Consider the following 18198-nt stretch of genomic DNA (forward strand, 5'->3'; position numbering starts at 1 on the left):
GGTCACCACGACATCTCGTAGAGAGGGATCTCTTTGAAGACCACCGAGGCGGCCCCGGCGTTCTTCAGATCCGGCTTCGCAAGGCCGATGCCATAGGTGTAGGTGAGGGGAACGATGACCATGTCGTTCTTGAGGATATCGTTCGCCTGTCCGAGCAGATCGTTGTACTCCTGGGCGTCCGCCGCTGCGTCCGCTTTAACGATCAGGTCGGTGAACTCGGAGGAGCAGTACGTCGTCCACCCCGCAGAGTCCGCGTCGGCGCAGGTGAATTGCGTGATCCCCGCGGGGTCGCTCATATTGGTCACCTCGAACTGCGGGGGCCTGCCCTGGAAGATCGTCTGGCTGTAGCGGGCGAGATCGATCGGCTCGCGATCCACTGTGATCCCAGCGGTCTTGAACTGTTCGATGAGGACATCAGCGGGAAGGGACAGATCCGGAACGTCGCTCAGGGAGACGAAGTGGCTCGCTCGCGCTCCCAGATCGAGTTTCTCGGCGAGCTGCTTCGCCAGGTTCGCGTCCTCTGGCACCGGACAGGTCTGCGAGTCCGCCCTTTTGACCCATGGATCGGTCTCCAGACCGTAGTCGCAGGTCGGCACCATCGCCCAATCGGCGTTGACTGCGGCGACCAGTGCACTCCGATCGATGGCGGAGGCGATCGCCCGTCGGACTTCGCGATCCTTGGTATTCTCGCCGTTCGCATTGAGGACGAGGTACTGCTTCTCTCCCATGGCCGGATTCTGCAGCAGCGTCATCTGCTCGTCGAGCCTCTGATTCTTCAACTGCTCCCACATGTCGTTCTGGATCAGCGGCATTCCGTCGGCCTCGCCCGATTTCAATGCGTTGAGGGCCGCGGCGCCGTCCGTGATGATCCGGATCTCGGCCTCTTCGATCGCTGGCTTCTCACCGGCGTAGTGGGGGTTGGCCTTGAGGAGGATCCGGGAGTTCTGGACGTACTCGGCGAGGACGTAGGGGCCCGAGCCGATGGGATTCGTCGCGATCCCGTCGAAGGCGGCCTCCGGCTGGATGAGTCCCGGAACAGAGGTCATCCCCTGAATGAATGCCTGACTCGGCTGCTTGAGTGTGACTTTCACCCGGTTCTCGTCGAGCTCTTCGATCGACGAGACCTGTGTGTAGGCGCTCGCCCAATTCGCGATCGGGCTCTCCTTCATCGTGTTGAGGGAGAAGACGACATCGGAGGCCGTGATCTTCGACCCGTCCGAGAAGCTGTTGTCCCCGATCGTGAAGGTGTATTCCGTCCTTTCGGGGTTGACCTCGAAGTCCGCGAGTCCGGGGCCTACCTCCCCGTTGTCGTCCTTGCTGAGAAGCGGCTCGACGACATTGCCCGGGATCCAGTTCAGCAGCGCCGTCTGGAGGCTCTTCGTGTAGTCCAGCGATCCTGGATCCTGCCGGCTGATGAGCACGACCCTGTTCCCGGCGGTACCGGGTGATGCGCCTCCCGACGAGGCCGACGACGTCTGATCAGATCCTCCGCAGCCGCTCAGCGCCATTGCCGTGCTCATCGCTAGGGCGATCGCGATACCGACTCTTGTGGTACGCATACCTCTCTCCTTCCTTGGAGTGTGAGATCTATTGAAACATACTACTCAGAATCTCGCAAGATCAATCACAGATTAATGAATAAAACTGCATCTTCTTCCAAAGATATCGCTGAACGTACCGATTCTCCTGTTCGAGCAGACAGATCATGCCGCAGTGTGAACGCATCCGAGAGACTCGGATCTCCCTGCGCCATCGGCGCCGGAGATACTGGATTCACTCGGCTCCGGACACGGCGTCCGCGATGACGACATCGAGTCCGCCCCGCCTCAAGAGTTCGACGGCTTCGACATCCGCTCTGGAATCCGTCACGAGCGCATTGATGGAGGCCGTGGGGGCGACGTGTGCGAGCGCCCTCTTCCCCAGTTTCGTATAGTCGCCAAGAGCGACCCTCATCCTCGCCGACGCGATGATCATGGATTTCGTCTCCGCCTCGATCGCATTCATCGACGACAGTCCCTCTTCATCGATCGCACTGACGCCGATGAACGCGACATCGACGCGCGCGGCGCTGATCTGCCGGTTCGCATCGGGACCGACGGTGGCGAGCGTGCGGGCGCGGAGTTGGCCGCCGACAAGGGTGACCTCCGTGCCCGAGGTCGCCAACTCGAGGGCGATCTCCGGGCTGTTCGTCAAGAACACGAGATCGCGTCGGTCGCGCAGAAGAGAGGCCAGGGGCGCGACCGTCGTACTCGCTTCGAGGAAGACGCTGTGAACCTCGGGCGAAACGAAGCGCAACGCGGCGCTCGCGATCCGATTCTTCTCGTCCTGGCGACTCGCCTTCTCGTTGAGGACGTGAGGATCATCGGCCCCCCCGGCGGGCGCCAGTACACCGCCGTGGACCCGCTCGACGAGGCCGCCGCCCGACAGCACCGTCAGATCGCGATGAATCGTCGCAGGTGACACGTCGAGGTCCGCGCACAGATCCGCGACCGACGCGCTTCCCCTCTCGGTGACCATTCGAAGGATCGCCTTCCTCCGCTCGGCACCGACGAGTCCATTCCTCCCCATCACGTCCACACCTCCAGTCGCTCACCCGAGCCGCCGCTCGACGCGATGCACGTTCTCCTCCGACCAGGATCCGAGGAGGCGAACATCGTCGTGACCCGAGACCGCTCCGGGCGCAGACGCCTTGGCCTTGGAGGACTCGGCGCGGATCTCCCACCAGCAGTGGCCGAGGTGATCATGCTCGTGGTCGGCCGAGTATCCGGCGTCCTCGAGCGCGGGCTCGATCCATGCCGCGCAATGCGAACAGTAGTCGGCCGAATAATCCAGTCCATTGCGGAGCAGGAATCCCTGCGACGGGCAGGCGTACATGTCGATTCGCATGACCTCTTCCCCCTCCACGATGAACCGGTCCGAGGTGTAGCCCGCTCCCTCCTCAGCGAGAGAGCGCCCCCAGTACTTCTCCATTCCGGAGAAGCCCTCCATGAAGGCGCGTCGCGCATGCCGTTGCGCATCCTTCGAGACCGCTTCGCGCCAGTAGCGCATCAACTCGTCTTCTCCGAGGTTCGTTCGGAGCCAGGTGAACGTCCATGCGTAATGTCCGCAGAAATCATAGGTGCCGAGCATCAGGGGCCTCCGTTGAGCAGGTGCTGATCTTCGACAGATCCTGGGGGGAGGCGAGCCCGGCCGGGAGGATCCTCTGTCGACAGCTCCCGTTCCCTCCTTCGACGCGGACGGCCAGACCCGCCCGTCGTGCCGCCGAGTCGAACACGAAATAGCAGTGCTGGCAGTAGTCCTTGTACGGCTGTCTGCCGTTGGCCCTGAGATGGGCGATCGCCGGACAGCGGAGCACGGTTAATTCGACCGCATCGTCGTCGCGCTCGACCCTTGCCTCAGATCCTGGTTCCACGTCGAATGAGCGCTGAAGATAAGCGGCCACCGCATCCAGGCCGCCTTCGCGCCATCTCATCCATACCGGGCTCATATAGTCGCGACCGAGTTCCCCCCAGTAGCGCCTCAGCCCCTCGGCGCCGATCCTGTCGGCGAGATAGGCGAAAGTCGCGTTGATGCAGAAGTAGAAGTCGGCGGCTCCTCGATCCTTCACATCAGCGAATGGAAGCACGTCACTCATACAAACCTCCCACTCTCAATCAATTTCGATCATAACATTGCATATTGTGTGACGCAAGTATCACAGCACTCGCGCATTCCTCTCGCATTACACAGCGGGATCTCTCACGCGGGCACGAGGAGCGGGCTTTCCCGAGTTGTCGGATGCCGTGACCGATGGCATCCTTCAGCCGGCACGAGGAGCGAGCTCAGAACGGGCCTTCAGCCCGCCACAGGAGGTCGAGCGCGCCTATTCGACGGTGACGGACTTGGCGAGGTTGCGCGGCTGATCGACGTCGAGGCCCTTCGTCTTCGCCAATTCGCAGGCGAAGACCTGCAGCGGCACGACGGCGAGGAGCGGCGCGTACAGAGTCGGGATGGCGGGCACACGGAAGACGATATCGGCGAATTCGTCGACCGCCCCGTCCCCTTCTTCGGCGACGATGATCGTCTTCGCGCCGCGGGCGCGGACCTCTTGGATATTGGCGAGGACTTTGGAGTGCAGCTCCGGGCGCCTGGGGGTCGGCACGATGACGATGACGGGCTGGCCATCGTCGACGAGGGCGATCGGCCCGTGCTTGAGTTCTCCCGCTGCGAAGCCCTCTGCGTGGATGTAGCAGATTTCCTTGAGTTTGAGGGCTCCTTCGAGGGCGACGGGGAAGCCGACGTGGCGACCCAGGTAGATGACGGAGGTCGCGTCCGCCATGGTCCGCGCGAATTGGCGGACCGTCTCGGCCCCGTCGAGGACCTGCTGGATCTTCGCGGGCGCTTCTGCGAGCTTGTCCATGTAGTCGGCGACCTCGTCGGCGTATTTATTGCCGCGCACCTGCGCAAGGTAGAGGCCGAGGATGTAGCAGGCGGTGATCTGCGAGGTGAAGGCCTTCGTAGAGGCGACGGCGATCTCGGGGCCCGCGTGAGTAAGGAGCACGGCATCGGATTCGCGCGAGATGGTGGAGCCGGGGGTATTGACGACGGCGACGACTTTCGCGCCCTGCTCGCGCGCGTGACGGATCGCCATGATCGTGTCCATGGTTTCCCCGGACTGGGAGATCGCAACGATGAGGGTCTTCTCCGTGACGACGGGATCGCGGTAGCGGAATTCGCTGGATAATTCAACCTCGACGGGGATGCGGCACCAGTGCTCGATAGCATAGCGGGCGACCTGCCCGGCGTAGGAGGCGGTTCCGCAGCCGATCATGATGATCTTGTCGATGGTGCGCAGGACGTGCTCGGGGATGCGGACCTCGTCGAGTGCGAGGCGCCCGTGGGAGTCGATGCGGTCGGCGAGTGTGTCGGCGACGCCGCGCGGCTGCTCGTTGATCTCCTTGTCCATGAAGGTCGGCCATACGCCCTTGGTAGCCCGGTCGGAGGCGAAGTCGACCTCGTATTCCCTGAGGGGGATGGGGACGCCCGCGGCGTTGATATCGGTGACGGCGTCGGCTGTGACGACGACCGTATGGTCCTGACCGATTTCGACGGCCCGGTTCGTGTGTTCGACGAAGGCGAGGACATCGGAGCCGAGGTAGTTCTCCCCCTCCCCCAGTCCGATGACCAAGGGCGAGGAGCGGCGCGCTGCGACGATCGCATCGGGCGCCTCGGTGGTGACGACGAGGAGGGTGAATGTGCCCTGCAGACGGTCGGCGACCCGGCGCAGCGCGGCGACGAGGCGGCGGACCGGGGCTTCGGAGGCGCTTAAGACCCCTGCGAGCTCGCCGTCCCATGCGTCCGCGGCGGCGTCGTAGGTGCGGGCGAGGAGGTGGACGACGACTTCGGTGTCGGTGTCGGAGGCGAATGAGACGCCGTCGGCGATGAGCTCTTGGCGCAGGGCGTCGGCATTCTCAATGATCCCGTTGTGGACGAGGGCGAAGCGGCCGTCGGCGCTCGTGTGCGGGTGGGCGTTGGTGACGGTGGGGCGCCCGTGGGTCGCCCAACGGGTGTGTCCAATGGCGGCGAGGGCACCGTCGGGGGCCTTCTCGTCAATGGCGTCAGCCAGGTTCGCCAATTTGCCGACCGCCCGAATGACGTCGAGTACGCCCGGCGCGACGAGGGCGATGCCCGCCGAGTCATAGCCCCGGTATTCGAGGCGGGCGAGTCCGTCCATGACGACCAGGCGCGAGCGCTGCGACGCCGACCGTCCCACGTGTCCAACGATTCCACACATGAGTGCAATTCCAGCACAGCGGTTGGGCGATGCGCACGCCCCTACGCACGTGTGTGCCGAGATCCACTTGTCAGATAGGATGCGATGCGTGGTGTCGATCCTGCTGTTCGGCGACGATCTGACATGCGGATATCGACGCCGATCATCCATATCGGCACCTATTCCGGAGCGCGCGGGGTGTCCCGCATGTCGATTCTGCTATTGAAAACCCCTCGCCCCACCCGATATGGTCGCCGCATCATGAGCGCTTACCAGCATCGACCTCGTGCGAATACTCCTCGGCGCCCCCTGCTCATCGGCGGGCTCGTCGTTGCCCTCCTGGCTGCGGTCGGCTTCGGCGGCTACACCGTGGGTGCCGAATCGGGATGGTGGGGGCGTTCGTCGCGTCTCACGGCCCTCGTCGAGGATCCGATCGTCGGGCGCGTCGTCGCCGACCATCCCAGGCTCGGCCTTGAAGTGTCGACACCGGCGGGCCTCTTCGCAAAGGCGACGCCGGATGTCGTCGCGGCCTGCTACTCGACCGGAGGATCCTCGCCGTCGCAGGTGCGTGGGGACATCGTCCGCGCCGCCGAAACGCTCGGCTTTCACGTCGACGATGCCGCGACTGACTCTCAGACAACGGTTCTCAACCGCGACGCGTCCTCCCCGGAAAACCGCACCTGCCTCATCATTGACGAAAACCCGTCCAACCCGCCCGGCGCCGTCTCGGAGCCATGCGTGAGTGTCAGGCTCTTCTACTCCTGAACAGCCCCTAATCCGAACCGCACACCCATCCCATCGCCAAGGAGGACCCATGAAGAGACAGGCAATTACGGCGCTCGCAGCCCTTGGACTCATCGCCCTTCCCTTCGCCGCCGCGCCGACCGCTTCGGCAGTCGACCCCGACCTCCGGTTGAACGCCGTCGTCATCGGGGACTCCTACTCGGCCGGCAATGGAGCCGGAGCCTACGAGCCGGGCACCAAGGGGACGAGTTACCGTTCGACGCGCAACTGGGCGCGGGTGTACACCGCATGGCTCAACTCTCACGGGATCCACACGACCCTGACGAATCTCGCCGTCTCCGGCTCGGTGACTTCGAACGTCCTCAATGAGCAGATTCCACGCATTTCGGAGGAGACCGATCTCGTGATGCTCACCATCGGGGGCAATGACATCGAGTTCTCCACCATCGTCTCCTCCTGCTTCGCAGCCGGCCTGCGGAGTCGTGAAGACTGCGTCAATGCTCTCGACACCGCCGAATCCGGGCTCGATGCGACGATCGATGCGACCCGGACGATCCTCGAGCGGGTCAACGACAGGATCGGAGACGACGGCCACGTCGTCCTCCTCGCTTATCCCCTCCTGGCGACGACTCGGGAGTACGCGCTTGCGAGCTGCGCCGAGTACATCTGGACCATCGACGGACAGTGTATCTGTATGCGATACGAGCAGACCGATGTCGGCAGCCGTGTGCGGTCGCTCGGCACGAGCGCCACGGCGAAGCAGAAGGCGCTCGTAGATTCGTGGAATGCCTCCCACAAGATGAAGGTGTCTTTCATCGACTCCATCCCGCAGGCCTTCGACGGCCACGAGCCCGACCCGTCCGCGCTCCACCGCAATCCTGCGCGCTGGATCAACGAGTTCTTCGAGACCGAGGGCGTCGAGTCCGGGGGGAACACGTCGAGCAAGTGGAGCACCGACAAGATGAATTTCTACCACCCGAATATCACGGGTCACCGCATGATGGCCGATGAGATTCAGAAGAACGTCGGCGTCTCTTTCTCCGCAGAGCCGATCCAACCGGGCCTGGCCGACATCGATATCGTCTTCGTCGTCGATGCGACGGGCTCGATGAAAGACGACATCGGAGAGGTTCGCGCCAACGTCACCGGCATCGTCTCCAAGATCGAGTCGTTGACGGACTCCCACCGCTTCGCCCTTGTCACCTACAAGGACTTCGCAGATCAGGGCGGTGACGAGGGCGACTACCCGGCTCGAGTCGAGCTCGACTTCACCTCGGACCCCCAAGCCCTGCGTTCGGCCCTCGACGCGGTCAGCGTCGACGGGGGCGGCGATTGGCCCGAGACCGTGTATTCGGGGGTAACGGCGGCTCTTGATCTGCCGTGGCGCGCGGGAGTGCGCAAGATCGCGATCGTCCTCGGCGATGCACCGGCGAAGAACCCCGAACCGGTGACCGGGCACACCGCTCATTCGGCTGCAGTCCACGCACTCGCGGTCGATCCGGTCGAAGTCTATGCGGTGGACACCGGTAGTTTGACGAGCGTTACAGGCGCCTTCCAGGACCTTGTTGACGAAACCGGTGGGAAGGCCTTCAGCCTCCGAGACTCCTCGGATGTGCCCGACCGCATCACCGAAGCGATCACAACCGCCCTCGATAAGCCCTTCGGTTGGCTCCAAGGGCCGATCTCCGGCGAGGTCGGCGAATCCCTCGACTTCGACGCGCGCGGCTCCTACGCCCTCGACGGCGGGCTCACGAGCTACGAGTGGGATTTCGATTCGGATGGTCTCGTCGACGAGACCACGACGACTGGCTTCACCCAGCACGTCTTCACTGAGCCCTTCGAGGGCATCGCGAGCGTCCAAGTGACGGATTCGGCGGGCAAGACCGCGAAGGGCTCCGCACCTCTGTCCGTTGTCGTTCCGCCCGAGCCCGAACCTGAGCCCGAGGTGCCCGCCGATCGCACCGGTGTCATCGAACTCCTCGACGGGGCGCCCTTGCCGACACCCGATCCGGGAGCCTCCCAGTCCGGGGATCCCTCCCCGAGTATCCCACCGGCATCGCCTTCGGACCAGCAGAGTTCATCGGCCGCCGGCCCCGGGACGGCGCCGAAGAACTCACAGGAATCCGACCTGGCGCATTCAGGGTCGGCGACGATGAGCGTAGGAGTCGTCGTACTTCTCCTGTTCGGCATCGGCAGCTTCATTCTCATCGCCCGTACGCGAAGGAGTTGATGCGCACACGGATCAGGCGATATGCGGGACAATACAGGGGTGTTGACTCACCAGGAACGGCGCCGCGTCTCGCCCTTCACCCGATTCGAACGCGAACAGTGGGATCGACTCGTCGACCGCACTCCCCTGCCCCTCACTCAGGACGATATCGATCGGATCGCCTCTCTTGGCGATCCGATCGATATGACCGAAGTGGACGTGATCTACCGCCCCCTGTCGGCCCTCCTCCAACTCTACGTGGACGGGCGCAGGCGCACGGCCCGTGAGCGACGTGCTTTCCTCGGAGAACGCGCTCATACCCCAACCCCCTTCGTCATCGGGATCGCGGGGTCGGTCGCCGTGGGCAAGTCGACTGTTGCGCGTCTGCTGCAACTCCTCTTGTCCCGATGGGAGCACACTCCGCGCGTCGACCTCGTCACCACTGACGGGTTCCTCTATCCGAATGCGGTGCTCGAAGCGAAGGGGATCCTTGCGCGCAAGGGTTTCCCCGAGTCCTACAACCGCGGCGCACTCATTGATTTCCTCGCCAAGGTCAAATCAGGGGCGCCCCATCTCGAGGTGCCCGTCTACTCCCATGTCGTCTACGACATCGTCGAGGGTAAGACCCTGAGCATCGACGCCCCCGACATCCTCATCGTCGAGGGTCTCAATGTGCTCCAGCCTCCGCGCGTACAGCCCGGATCAGTGGGGGTCGCAGTGTCGGACTACTTTGACTTCTCCATTTATGTCGACGCCGATGAGACATCCATCGAGCAGTGGTACGTCGATCGCTTCCTCACCCTGCGCCGCACGGCCTTCTCCCGCGAGGACTCGTTCTTCCGCACCTATGCGGGGTTGAGCGACGAAGAGGCGGCGGTGACGGCACGGATGGTGTGGACGGCGATCAATCTGCCGAACCTGCGGGAGAACATTGCGCCGACGCGGGAGCGCGCGACCATGATCTTCACGAAGGGCCCCCACCACCGGGTCGAGTCCCTCCTCATCCGCAAGGACTGACGCCGACCGGATCACACGCTAAAACGCACACGGCTCCTCGCCTATCGGGAGTGATGTTTTTCAGCAGAAGACTCTGCTGCGACAATGCGCGAGGCGCAGCAGTCGCAATGGCGACGAGAGGGGAAAGCGTGTGCGTTTAGCGGGTTAAGCGTTCACGTCCCTCACAGGGACAGGTTCTCCTTGACAACATCAGCGAGGCGAGAGGCAACGGAGTCCGCCCGATCCTGGGTGGCCGCCTCCACCATGACGCGCACGAGCGGCTCAGTGCCCGAGGGGCGCAGAAGGACGCGCCCCGTGTCGCCGAGTTCCACCTCGGCTTCGGCGACGGCAGCCTGCACCGCCTTATTCGTCCCCGCGGCGCCCTTATCCACACCTTTGACATTGATGAGGGTCTGCGGAAGGCGTGTGACGATGCTCGCCAACTCGGCCAGGGACTTGCCGGTGCGCTTCATCCGCGCGGCGACCCTCAACGAGGTGAGGACGCCGTCGCCGGTGGTCGCATGCAGCGAGTCGATGACGTGGCCGGATTGTTCACCGCCCAGGGTGTACCCGCCCTGGAGCATCTTCTCCAGCACGTAGCGGTCGCCCACCCCGGTCTGCACAGTGCGGATCCCGTGTTCACGCATCGCGAGGATGAGGCCGAGGTTGCTCATAACCGTAACGACAAGGGTGTCGGAGCCGAGAGTTCCATCTGCTTTCATACCGACCGCGAGCAGCCCCATGATCTGGTCGCCATCGACGAGCCTGCCATCCGCATCAACGGCGAGGCAGCGGTCCGCATCGCCGTCATAGGCGACGCCCATATCCGCATGGACCGAGGTGACGTAGTTCTGGAGCTGCTCGGGGTGAGTCGAACCGCAGTCGTCATTGATATTGAGACCGTCGGGTGAGGCATTAATCGCGATGACTTCGGCTCCCGCTGCGCGCAGCGCCGCGGGACCGACTGACGAGGCCGCACCATTGGCCGCGTCCACGACGATGCGCAGGCCGGACAGATCCGTACCGACGGAGTCGACGAGGTGGTTGATGTACGTCTGATCGGCGACCGTCTCCCCCTTGATGACGCGCCCGACGCCGACGCCTGTGGGGCGGGCGTCGACCTTGCCGAGGAGGGCTTCGATCTCGTCCTCGACGGCGTCTTCGAGTTTGTAGCCGCCGCGCGCGAAGAACTTGATCCCATTGTCTTCGAAGGGGTTGTGCGAGGCGGAAATAACGACACCGAGGTCGATGTTCTGCGTCGCCGTCAGGTGCGCGATCGCAGGAGTGGGGAGGACGCCCGCGCGAGTAACGTCGACACCGGAGGCCGCAAGACCGGCGCTGATCGCGTGGTCGAGGAACTCGCCGCTGGCACGGGTGTCGCGTCCGACGATGGCGCGGGGACGGCCCGTGCGCGAGAGCTTCCCCGCGGGGATGTCCTTGGTGAGGACGCGGGCGGCTGCTTCGCCGAGTTGGACCGCCAAGGCTGGGGTCAGCAGCTCATTGGCGAGGCCGCGAACTCCGTCCGTACCGAACATCCTGGTCATATCGCATCCCTTTCGCAGCTGAACACTGACGCATGAATCATATCGCTACCGATGCAGAACAATGCCGGAGGGACCGCTGAAACCGTTTTCACCTCCCCGCTCTAAACTGTGACATATAGCACACTGTCAAAATCTAGAGAACTCTACCTCACGACCAGATTCAGACCGAGATTAGTCACCTTTCGATGCCGGCCCCGAATCAATCAACGATATAACGGTCTGCCGAAACCAAGAGACAGAGAAATATTACTTCAACGATAAAGAAGAAGATCGCATCATTTTTGCCGCCAGCGGGCGCAGCTGCACACCGTGGGCAGAAGTATCCCGATCAACTTGTTTGTCATATCTTTGCAACCTCTGATCGCCAAGGAGCACCCCCATGAATCCCCCGATGAGGCTCATCGTCCATTGGCTTTCGATACTCGTCGCTCTCTGGATTCTCCTGCATGAGGGGGAACGCCCCCTCTGCATGCGACTCTTCATGGCGCACACAAGTCCGTCGCTGTCACGCGCATTTACCGCACACTGGGATGTCAAAAGCACTCCAGAATCCGTCACAGCACTGCAGCCCCGCCCTCGTGAGTCGAGGAGCGGGGCTGCAGCTGCAGACTGTGCGTGGGATCAGCGCTTCGAGTACTGCGGGGCCTTTCGGGCCTTCTTGAGGCCGGCCTTCTTGCGCTCGGTAGCGCGCGCATCGCGGGTCAGGAAGCCCGCCTTCTTCAGCGCCGGACGGTTTGCATCGCGGTCGATCTCATTGAGCGCGCGCGCGATGCCGAGGCGCAGAGCGCCCGCCTGGCCGGAGATGCCGCCCCCGTTGATGCGGGCGATGACGTCGAAACGGCCGTCGAGGTCGAGAAGGACGAAGGGCGACTTCACGAGCTGCTGGTGCAGCTTGTTCGGGAAGTAGTCCTCGAGCGTGCGTCCGTTGATCTTCCATTCGCCGGTTCCGGGAACCAGGCGAACGCGGGCAACGGCCTCCTTACGGCGGCCCAGGCCCGCGCCGGGCGCGGTGATGGACTGGCCTGCGCCGGCGGGCGCGGTCTCAGTCTCGGTGGTGTACGAGCTGGGGGCGTTCTCCTCATCCAGCTCGACGAGGTCGATGGTCTCAGCCACGGTTCTCCTCAGTAAGTTGAAAGGTTCTCAGTCACGCGCTGCGCTCACTGAGCGACCTGGGTGATCTCGTAGGGAACCGGCGACTGGCCGGCGTGGGGGTGCTCAGCACCGACGTAGACGTGCAGCTTCTTGAACTGCGCGCGGCCGAGGCTGTTGTGGGGAAGCATGCCGCGGACGGCCTTCTCCACCGCGCGCTCAGGCGACTTGGCCATGAGGTCGCGGTAGGGGGTCGCGGTCAGACCACCGGGACGGCCGGAGTGGCGGTACGCCATCTTCTGGTCGAGCTTGTTGCCGGTGAGGGCGACCTTGTCCGCATTGATAATGATGACGTAGTCGCCCATGTCCATGTGCGGGGCGAACGTCGGCTTGTGCTTCCCACGGAGGAGGGCGGCAACCTGCGCCGCCAGGCGGCCGAGGACGACGTCAGTGGCGTCAATGACGTACCACTTCTTGTCCGCATCCCCGGGCTTGGGTGAATAGGTGCGCACGGGCGTAACCTTCAATTCTTGTCGGTCATGGAGCTGCAGCACTCGAAAGCGAGGGCCGCGCTCACGATGAAACGGTTCGCGCGAGGCGTCGACGAGCTGCCGGGCGGCGAGTGGGAGAACACCGAGGGCGCTGTTGACGCACAGCATTATTCAGTTTATCGAGGCCCCCGATTCGGGTCAAAGCCGTAGGGGCACTGTGTCCGATTCCTCAGCATCGGCGTCCCCGAGAAGCAGAAGCGGCGCTCACGCCAAAGCGGCGCAGTCGCGGCGCGCCCTCGCGCGGGCGGACCGCTCCGCCCACTGCGACGGGGGCGGATACTCGACCCCTTCGAGGGTGAGGCCGTGAGCGGGCGCAATCGGTGCGGCAGACGCCCGCGAGCGCGCATCCAGCAGCTCCTTGGGCCATGTCGTCTCGCGTGCTCCCCTACCGACGGGCAGCAGTGCGCCCACGAGGGAGCGGACCATGGAGTGGCAGAATGCGTCGGCGCCGACGCGCACCTCGACGATTCCTCCCGCTCTGGTGGCCTCGAGGCGCGTGAGGGTGCGGATCGTCGTCGCTCCGTCACGCGGTCGGCAGTAGGCGAGGAAGTCGTGTTCGCCGAGCAGGGCGGCTGAGGCCTCGTTCATCGCGTCGAGATCGAGTGTCTCTCCCACGGCGAGGACGTCCCTCCTGCGTAACGGGTCGAGTGCTCCTTCACTGAGCCTGTAGCAATAGTGGCGCCCCAAGGCGCTGAAGCGCGCATCGAAGGATACGTCGACGCGCGCGGCAGCGGTGATGACGACATCTGAGGTGCCCGCCGCGCAATTCACGCCCCTGTCGCAGCACCATGTCGAGTAGCTTCGGGCGAGAAGGCCGTTGATCCTGCGGACGAGGGCAGCGCCGATTGCGTCCTCATCGTCGGGGTTTGCGCCCCTGGGCGCGAGTCGCCGCCATAGCGCCAGCGGCATGTCGAGGTGGGCGGTCTGGTGGCTCGCGTGCACACCCGCATCGGTGCGCCCTGCAACGGTGAGGGCGGCGGGGCCCCTAGTCACCACTGCGAAGACGTCCTCGATACTCCCCTGGACGGTGCGCAGGCCAGGCTGGGCGGCCCATCCGTGGAAGTCCGTGCCGTCATAGGCGAGGTCGAGGCGGATCCTCGCTTCCTCTCCATCGACGGAGTGCGGAGATCGGGCCGCGTCTAGAGGTCCCACGCCCGCACTCCCCCGATGATGCCCGCATTATTGGGGACGATGATGACGTCGTCGCCGAGTCTGTTCCGATTCGACTCGGTGATGCGCTTCGAATTGCCGCCGCCGAGGTAGAGCCTGTCCCACATGTACATGGGCCGCAGTCCGTCGATGATGCGGCGCACGCGCCGCGACCAGTGGACGTCGCCGAGCCGCAGCCGCTCATGTTCGCCGATGTAGTCGTCGTAGGTGAGTCCCCAGCGCACGAAGCCCTGGGAGAGTTCGATATGGGGGGCGAGTTGGCCTCCGTCGAAGACGGCGTTGCCCAGTCCCGTCCCCAGGGTGATGATCATTTCGAGGCCGCGCCCGGTGACGACTCCGGCGCCCGCGACCTCCGCGTCGTTGAGGACCTTCGCCGGTAGGCCGAGGGCGGCGCTGATGGCGCGCCCCATGTCGAAGTGACGCCACTTTTCGACGAGTTCGGGAAGGACGCGCGAGCGTGGACCCGATTTCGTGATGTAGTGCGGGGTGGCGATGACGACTCCATGGCGGATCATCCCCGGCATGCCCATGGTGACGCGATCCGCCTGCGGGAGCCTCTCGGCGAGGTCGAACGCTCTCTGCACGAGCAGTTCCGGGGGCAGCGGATAGGGTGTGGGTGTGCGCGTGGGAGGCGCGATCATGGTGCCGCGTTCATCAAGGACGGACGCCTTGATCCCGCCGCCGCCGCAGTCGATCGCCAGCGTCATCTCTTCAGCCATGTGCTCCACACTAGTTGACGGGGCGGGCGTCGGCGCACGAGCGGCGCACACAGGGCAGTCGGCGACGGGCATCGGCTCCCAGCGGCAAGACGTTCTGGGACCGAGCCTGGCGCAATGCAGGGGCCGGGTGATCCGCGCGGATCACCCGGCCCCTGCATGACTGGCGAAGTCGCCTACCGGAGAATCACTTCTCCTCGGCGGCTGTGTCCTCGGCGGAAGCCTCTTCAGTGGGCTCCTCGACCGTGGGCTCTTCAGCCTTCGGCGCCTCGGCTGCCTTAGCGGCGGTCTTCTCGGCCGCCTTCACGACGGCCTTCTTCTCGACCTTCTCCATGACGAGTTCAATGCGCATGAGGGGCGCATTGTCACCCTTGCGGTTGCCGACGCGGATGAGGCGGGTGTAGCCGCCCTGACGCTCGGAATCCATCGCGGGGACGATCTCATCGAAGAGCATGTAGACGGCGTCCTTCGAGGTGATCTTCTTCGCCACGGTGCGCCGGGCGTGCATGTCGCCGCGCTTCGCCTTGGTAACGAGCTTCTCGAAGTAGGGCTGCAGCAGCTTGGCCTTGGCCTCCGTCGTCGTCAGAGCGCGGTGTTCGATGAGCTGAGTCGCCAGGTTCGACAGGATCAGCTTCTGGTGTGCCGGGCTGCCGCCCAGACGAGCACCCTTCTTGGGGGTGGGCATTGTGTCTCCTACGAGTTATGTGCGTCCATCGGACGCAAGCGGTCAGATGGACTGTTCGTCGCTGAACTGGATCGAACCGGAGTCGGGCTCTGTGAAGGTCGGCATCACCGAATCCTTCAGTGTCATCCCGAGGGCGGCGAGCGATTCCTTGATCTCCTCGATCGACTTCGTCCCGAAGTTGCGGATGTCGAGCAGGTCGACCTCGGAGTGGGCGACAAGCTCGCCAACGGTGAGGATTCCGCGGCGGCGCAGCGCATTGTACGAACGCGACTGCAGGTTGAGGTTCTCGATCGGCAGCGCGAGGTCGGCGGCGAGGGTCGCGTCGGTGGTCGACGGACCCACTTCAATGCCTTCGGCCTCCTCGTTGAGTTCACGCATGAGGCCGAACAATTCGACGAGGGTCTTGCCTGCGGAGGCAATGGCATCGCGGGGGGTGATCGCCGGCTTGGTCTCCACGTCGATGACGAGGCGATCGAAGTCGGTGCGCTGCTCGACACGGGTCGCCTCGACCTTGTAAGTCACCTTGACGACGGGCGAGTAGATGGAGTCGATCGGGATGCGGGAGATCTCGGCCTGCGGGTCCTTGTTCTGGGCTGCGGACACGTAGCCGCGGCCTCGTTCGACCGTCAGTTCGATCTCCAGCTTGCCCTTCTCGTTGAGGGTCGCGAGATGCAGATCGGGGTTGTGGATCTCCACACCGGCAGGGGGCGTGATATCGCCTGCGACGACGGCGCCGGGGCCGGCCTTGCGCAGGTACATCACAACCGGCTCGTCCATCTCAGAGGAGAGGACGATCTGCTTGATGTTGAGGACGATCTCAGCAACGTCTTCCTTCACGCCCTCGATCGTACGGAACTCGTGGGCAACGCCATCGATGCGGATGGACGTAACCGCAGCTCCGGGGATCGACGAGAGCAGAGTACGGCGCAAGGAATTGCCCAACGTGTATCCGAACCCGGGCTCGAGGGGTTCCAGAGTGAAGCGGGAGCGGAATTCACTGACCCTCTCTTCGGTCAGGATGGGTCGCTCTGCAATGAGCACGTCTTAGTCCTTTCTTCCCGGCGACCGCTATATGACGCCGGACAGTGGGTCCCGTGTCGGGACAGGGGGTGTGAGGCCACGGGTGCGGCGCTCAGACGTGGGGATCCTTTCGTCTAGTGACGAGGTCGAACCCCATGAGACATATCAGACGCGGCGACGCTTCGACGGGCGAGCACCGTTGTGGGCCTGAGGTGTGACGTCCTGGATCGAGCCGACCTCGAGGCCTGCGGCCTGGAGGGAGCGGATCGCGGTCTCACGGCCGGAACCGGGGCCTTTGACGAAGACGTCGACCTTCTTCATGCCGTGCTCCTGGGCGCGACGAGCGGCGGCCTCCGCAGCGAGCTGAGCGGCGAAGGGGGTGGACTTGCGCGAACCCTTGAAGCCGACCTGGCCGGAGGAGGCCCAGGCGATGACGGCACCGGTGGTGTCGGTGAGGGACACGATCGTGTTGTTGAACGTCGACTTGATGTACGCGTGTCCGTGCGTGACGTTCTTGGAAATCTTGCGACGGGGCTTGCGTCCAGCACCGGCGCGCGAGGTCTTTGCAGCTGCCATGTTTGTGACTCTGTTCCTTCTTCAGTCGTGTGAGCGGCCCGATCCAATCTGATCGACTGGCCGCGAGGCCTTACTTGGCCTTCTTCTTGCCTGCAACGGTGCGCTTGGGGCCCTTACGGGTACGAGCGTTGGTCTTCGTGCGCTGTCCGTGTACCGGCAGACCACGACGGTGGCGAAGTCCCTGGTAGGAGCCGATCTCGATCTTTCGACGGATGTCAGCCTGAACCTCGCGGCGGAGGTCGCCCTCAACCTTGAAATTCGATTCGATGTAATCGCGGAGTTTGACGAAATCCTCTTCGGTGGCGTCCTTGACGCGCAGATCGGGGCTGACGCCCGTCGCTTCGAGGGTCTCGGCGGCGCGGGTGCGGCCCACTCCGTAGATGTAGGTGAGTGCGATCTCCAGTCGCTTTTCGCGAGGGAGATCGACACCGGCAATACGTGCCATGTTGTTGGTGCTCCAGTTGTTCCTCGGAGGTCGTCATCGCCCCTTCCGGGTGAGCCACCCGGCCCCGGCCTCCGAACCGGGGGTTGCCGCATCTGCGGCACGTGGTGCGATCCTGTCGGGCTTACGCCCTGGGGTCAGCGTTGTCGGGGTTCAGCCCTGACGCTGCTTGTGCCTGGGGTTGTCACAGATGACCATGACATTGCCGTGGCGACGAATCACCTTGCACTTGTCACAGATCTTCTTGACACTCGGCTTGACCTTCATGGTGGTTCCTCCACCGCCCGAGGGCGGTCAGTGTCGGTTCTTACTTGTATCGGTAGACGATCCGACCTCGTGAGAGGTCATAGGGGCTGAGTTCGACGACGACACGATCCTCAGGAAGGATTCGGATGTAGTGCTGTCGCATCTTTCCCGCAATGTGCCCCAGGACAACGTGGCCGTTGTTGAGCTCCACGCGGAACATCGCGTTCGGCAGGGCCTCGATGACCTTGCCCTCCATTTCGATGACGCCGTCTTTCTTCGCCATATCCTCTACATTCTTCGGTGTTCGGCGGCGGTGTACCGCCGAGGGCGTCCCAGGTACAGTACTTCCCTGTGGCGACACGCCCAATCGTCCACTTTACGGCATAATGCCGCCGCTATGGTAGTCGGCTACCCTGTCGACTGCCTCACGATCCGCCTGGAGTCCCGTTACACCCGTG

At 63.9% G+C, this 18198-nt stretch carries 19 protein-coding genes; 3 read left to right on the top strand and 16 right to left on the bottom strand.

What is annotated here, in order from left to right:
- Positions 1-2 precede the first annotated feature (2 nt).
- From BQ7471_RS03660 to glmS, 5 genes are all read right to left on the bottom strand, one after another.
- Positions 3-1559 (bottom strand): ABC transporter substrate-binding protein, encoded by a 1557-nt coding sequence (locus BQ7471_RS03660; protein ID WP_076464273.1) that lies wholly within the window; start codon positions 1557-1559, stop codon positions 3-5.
- A gap of 214 nt (positions 1560-1773) precedes the next feature.
- The gene (locus BQ7471_RS03665) at positions 1774-2568 is read right to left on the bottom strand and encodes a DeoR/GlpR family DNA-binding transcription regulator (protein WP_076464441.1); all 795 of its coding nucleotides are present in this window, start codon (positions 2566-2568) and stop codon (positions 1774-1776) included.
- 21 nt (positions 2569-2589) lie between these two features.
- Positions 2590-3129, bottom strand: a complete 540-nt coding sequence (locus BQ7471_RS03670; RefSeq protein WP_076464275.1) for a hypothetical protein — start codon at positions 3127-3129, stop codon at positions 2590-2592.
- Positions 3113-3634 (bottom strand): hypothetical protein, encoded by a 522-nt coding sequence (locus tag BQ7471_RS03675; protein ID WP_076464276.1) that lies wholly within the window; start codon positions 3632-3634, stop codon positions 3113-3115. The genes BQ7471_RS03670 and BQ7471_RS03675 overlap by 17 nt, the downstream gene beginning before the upstream one ends.
- A 228-nt stretch (positions 3635-3862) precedes the next feature.
- Positions 3863-5773 carry a glutamine--fructose-6-phosphate transaminase (isomerizing) gene (gene glmS, locus BQ7471_RS03680; protein WP_076464278.1) on the bottom strand — a complete coding sequence of 637 codons (1911 nt, stop codon included), beginning with the start codon at positions 5771-5773 and terminating at the stop codon, positions 3863-3865.
- Between the two features lie 240 nt (positions 5774-6013).
- Between glmS and BQ7471_RS03685 the strand changes: the two genes are divergently transcribed.
- The 3 genes from BQ7471_RS03685 to coaA are packed head-to-tail and all read left to right on the top strand — an operon-like array spanning position 6014 to position 9722.
- Positions 6014-6517, top strand: a complete 504-nt coding sequence (locus tag BQ7471_RS03685; RefSeq protein WP_159438508.1) for a hypothetical protein — start codon at positions 6014-6016, stop codon at positions 6515-6517.
- A gap of 49 nt (positions 6518-6566) precedes the next feature.
- The gene (locus BQ7471_RS03690; RefSeq protein WP_076464281.1) at positions 6567-8726 is read left to right on the top strand and encodes a GDSL-type esterase/lipase family protein; all 2160 of its coding nucleotides are present in this window, start codon (positions 6567-6569) and stop codon (positions 8724-8726) included.
- A 21-nt stretch (positions 8727-8747) separates the two neighbouring features.
- On the top strand, positions 8748-9722 hold the full coding sequence (gene coaA / locus BQ7471_RS03695; RefSeq protein WP_076464282.1) for a type I pantothenate kinase: 975 nt from the start codon (positions 8748-8750) through the stop codon (positions 9720-9722).
- A 161-nt stretch (positions 9723-9883) separates the two neighbouring features.
- Here the strand turns inward: coaA and glmM are convergent, their stop codons facing one another.
- The 11 genes from glmM to infA all read right to left on the bottom strand — a co-directional run bounded on the left by glmM (position 9884) and on the right by infA (position 18023).
- Positions 9884-11245, bottom strand: a complete 1362-nt coding sequence (glmM, locus tag BQ7471_RS03700) for a phosphoglucosamine mutase (RefSeq protein WP_076464284.1) — start codon at positions 11243-11245, stop codon at positions 9884-9886.
- Positions 11246-11866: 621 nt separating this feature from the next.
- Positions 11867-12358, bottom strand: coding sequence for a 30S ribosomal protein S9 (gene rpsI, locus BQ7471_RS03705; RefSeq protein WP_076464285.1), 492 nt, complete (start codon positions 12356-12358; stop codon positions 11867-11869).
- Positions 12359-12402: 44 nt separating this feature from the next.
- Positions 12403-12846, bottom strand: coding sequence for a 50S ribosomal protein L13 (gene rplM / locus BQ7471_RS03710; RefSeq protein WP_076464442.1), 444 nt, complete (start codon positions 12844-12846; stop codon positions 12403-12405).
- 243 nt (positions 12847-13089) lie between these two features.
- Positions 13090-14037, bottom strand: a complete 948-nt coding sequence (truA, locus tag BQ7471_RS03715; protein WP_076464287.1) for a tRNA pseudouridine(38-40) synthase TruA — start codon at positions 14035-14037, stop codon at positions 13090-13092.
- A complete protein-coding gene (locus BQ7471_RS03720; RefSeq protein WP_076464288.1) occupies positions 14025-14774 on the bottom strand; it encodes an ROK family protein in 750 nt (249 codons plus the stop codon). The genes truA and BQ7471_RS03720 overlap by 13 nt, the downstream gene beginning before the upstream one ends.
- A 184-nt stretch (positions 14775-14958) precedes the next feature.
- Positions 14959-15456 carry a 50S ribosomal protein L17 gene (gene rplQ, locus BQ7471_RS03725; protein WP_076464290.1) on the bottom strand — a complete coding sequence of 166 codons (498 nt, stop codon included), beginning with the start codon at positions 15454-15456 and terminating at the stop codon, positions 14959-14961.
- Positions 15457-15498: 42 nt separating this feature from the next.
- A complete protein-coding gene (locus tag BQ7471_RS03730; protein WP_076464291.1) occupies positions 15499-16497 on the bottom strand; it encodes a DNA-directed RNA polymerase subunit alpha in 999 nt (332 codons plus the stop codon).
- A gap of 144 nt (positions 16498-16641) precedes the next feature.
- Entirely contained in the window at positions 16642-17052 is a 411-nt protein-coding gene (gene rpsK / locus BQ7471_RS03735; protein ID WP_076464293.1) for a 30S ribosomal protein S11, read from the bottom strand.
- Between the two features lie 70 nt (positions 17053-17122).
- On the bottom strand, positions 17123-17497 hold the full coding sequence (gene rpsM / locus BQ7471_RS03740; RefSeq protein WP_076464294.1) for a 30S ribosomal protein S13: 375 nt from the start codon (positions 17495-17497) through the stop codon (positions 17123-17125).
- 150 nt (positions 17498-17647) lie between these two features.
- Positions 17648-17761, bottom strand: a complete 114-nt coding sequence (rpmJ, locus tag BQ7471_RS03745) for a 50S ribosomal protein L36 (RefSeq protein WP_003790577.1) — start codon at positions 17759-17761, stop codon at positions 17648-17650.
- Positions 17762-17801: 40 nt separating this feature from the next.
- A complete protein-coding gene (infA, locus tag BQ7471_RS03750; RefSeq protein ID WP_076464296.1) occupies positions 17802-18023 on the bottom strand; it encodes a translation initiation factor IF-1 in 222 nt (73 codons plus the stop codon).
- Positions 18024-18198 lie beyond the last annotated feature (175 nt).

The sequence above is a fragment of the Actinomyces mediterranea genome, assembly GCF_900155595.1.
GTDB lineage: Bacteria > Actinomycetota > Actinomycetes > Actinomycetales > Actinomycetaceae > Pauljensenia > Pauljensenia mediterranea.